We start from the raw sequence: 1,596 nt of genomic DNA, 5'->3' as shown, positions 1-1,596 counted from the left end.
GGCGTAACGATGGCGGCGCTGTCTCCACCCGAGACTCAGTGAAATTGAAATCGCTGTGAAGATGCAGCGTTCCCGTGGCAAGACGGAAAGACCCCGTGAACCTTTACTATAGCTTTACATTGAACGTTGAGTTCGTCTGTGTAGGATAGGTGGGAGGCTATGAAACCGAGGCGCTAGCTTCGGCGGAGCCAACCTTGAAATACCACCCTGATGTGCTTGACGTTCTAACCTCGACCCGTGATCCGGGCCAGGGACCGTGTATGGTGGGTAGTTTGACTGGGGCGGTCTCCTCCCAAAGAGTAACGGAGGAGCTCGAAGGTACGCTCAGCACGGTCGGACATCGTGCAATGTGTGCAATGGCATAAGCGTGCTTGACTGCAAGATCGACGGATCAAGCAGGTACGAAAGTAGGACATAGTGATCCGGTGGTTCTGTATGGAAGGGCCATCGCTCAACGGATAAAAGGTACTCCGGGGATAACAGGCTGATACCGCCCAAGAGTTCATATCGACGGCGGTGTTTGGCACCTCGATGTCGGCTCATCACATCCTGGGGCTGAAGCCGGTCCCAAGGGTATGGCTGTTCGCCATTTAAAGTGGTACGCGAGCTGGGTTTAGAACGTCGTGAGACAGTTCGGTCCCTATCTGCCGTGGGCGTTGGAGATTTGAGTGGAGCTGCTCCTAGTACGAGAGGACCGGAGTGGACGTATCTCTGGTGTTCCGGTTGTCACGCCAGTGGCACAGCCGGGTAGCTACATACGGACGGGATAACCGCTGAAAGCATCTAAGCGGGAAGCCCACCACGAGATGAGATCTCCCTGGAGCTTCGAGCTCCCTAAAGGGCCGTTGGAGACTACAACGTTGATAGGCTGGGTGTGGAAGTGCAGTAATGCATGAAGCTAACCAGTACTAATTGCCCGTGAGGCTTGACCATATAACACTCAAACGGTTTGGGTGTTGACGGTTGAGCACAAGCAACAAACCCATAATGCTTGAATCAGTTTCCGAATCGGAGATGTTGAAGCCGTACGCCGGTTTCAGCAGCTCGAAAAGTTTGCCTGGCGGCCATAGCGAGTGGGAACCACCCGATCCCATCCCGAACTCGGAAGTGAAACTGCTCAGCGCCGATGATAGTGTGGGAGATCCCATGCGAAAGTAGGTCACTGCCAGGCTTTAATCCCAGAAACCCCCACAGCCCTTAGCGCTTTGGGGGTTTCTTTTTTGCGGCGTCGCTGCATGGTGGGGACGGTGGCTCGGTGCCTCTACGCGCACCATACGGGGCGTATTGAACTACGGACAACGTCATGGCGGACGCGATTTCCAGATTGCGCGACATCCTGGCCGGTGGGTCACAGCAGGGCAGACTGGCGGAGGCCGCGCTCCTGTTGGCGCAGGCAGTCGATCCGACTGTGGATGTCTCGGCCTATCTTCGACAGTTCGACGACTGGGCCAGCCACCTGAATGCCCGGCTCCATGAGCATACGAGTGATGCGGCCGAGCGTATCGAGGTGTTGAACAGATTCCTCTTCGATGAACTCGGCTTCGCCGGCGATGGCGAACATTTCTTCGATCCACGCAACAGCTTTCTCAATACCGT

At 55.8% G+C, this 1,596-nt stretch carries 1 protein-coding gene and 2 rRNA genes; all 3 read left to right on the top strand.

The window, feature by feature from the left end:
* Positions 1-933 (top strand): 23S ribosomal RNA (locus K8I04_04350); the annotation flags it as partial.
* A gap of 123 nt (positions 934-1,056) precedes the next feature.
* A 5S ribosomal RNA gene (rrf, locus tag K8I04_04345) occupies positions 1,057-1,171 on the top strand.
* A gap of 132 nt (positions 1,172-1,303) precedes the next feature.
* Positions 1,304-1,596 (top strand): transglutaminase-like domain-containing protein (locus K8I04_04340; protein ID MBZ0070941.1); only part of this gene is annotated, 293 nt, incomplete at its 3' end.

Source organism: Gammaproteobacteria bacterium, from assembly GCA_019911805.1.
Classification (GTDB): domain Bacteria; phylum Pseudomonadota; class Gammaproteobacteria; order Thiohalobacterales; family Thiohalobacteraceae; genus JAHJQQ01.
This window is presented reverse-complemented; position numbering and strand designations above follow the sequence as displayed.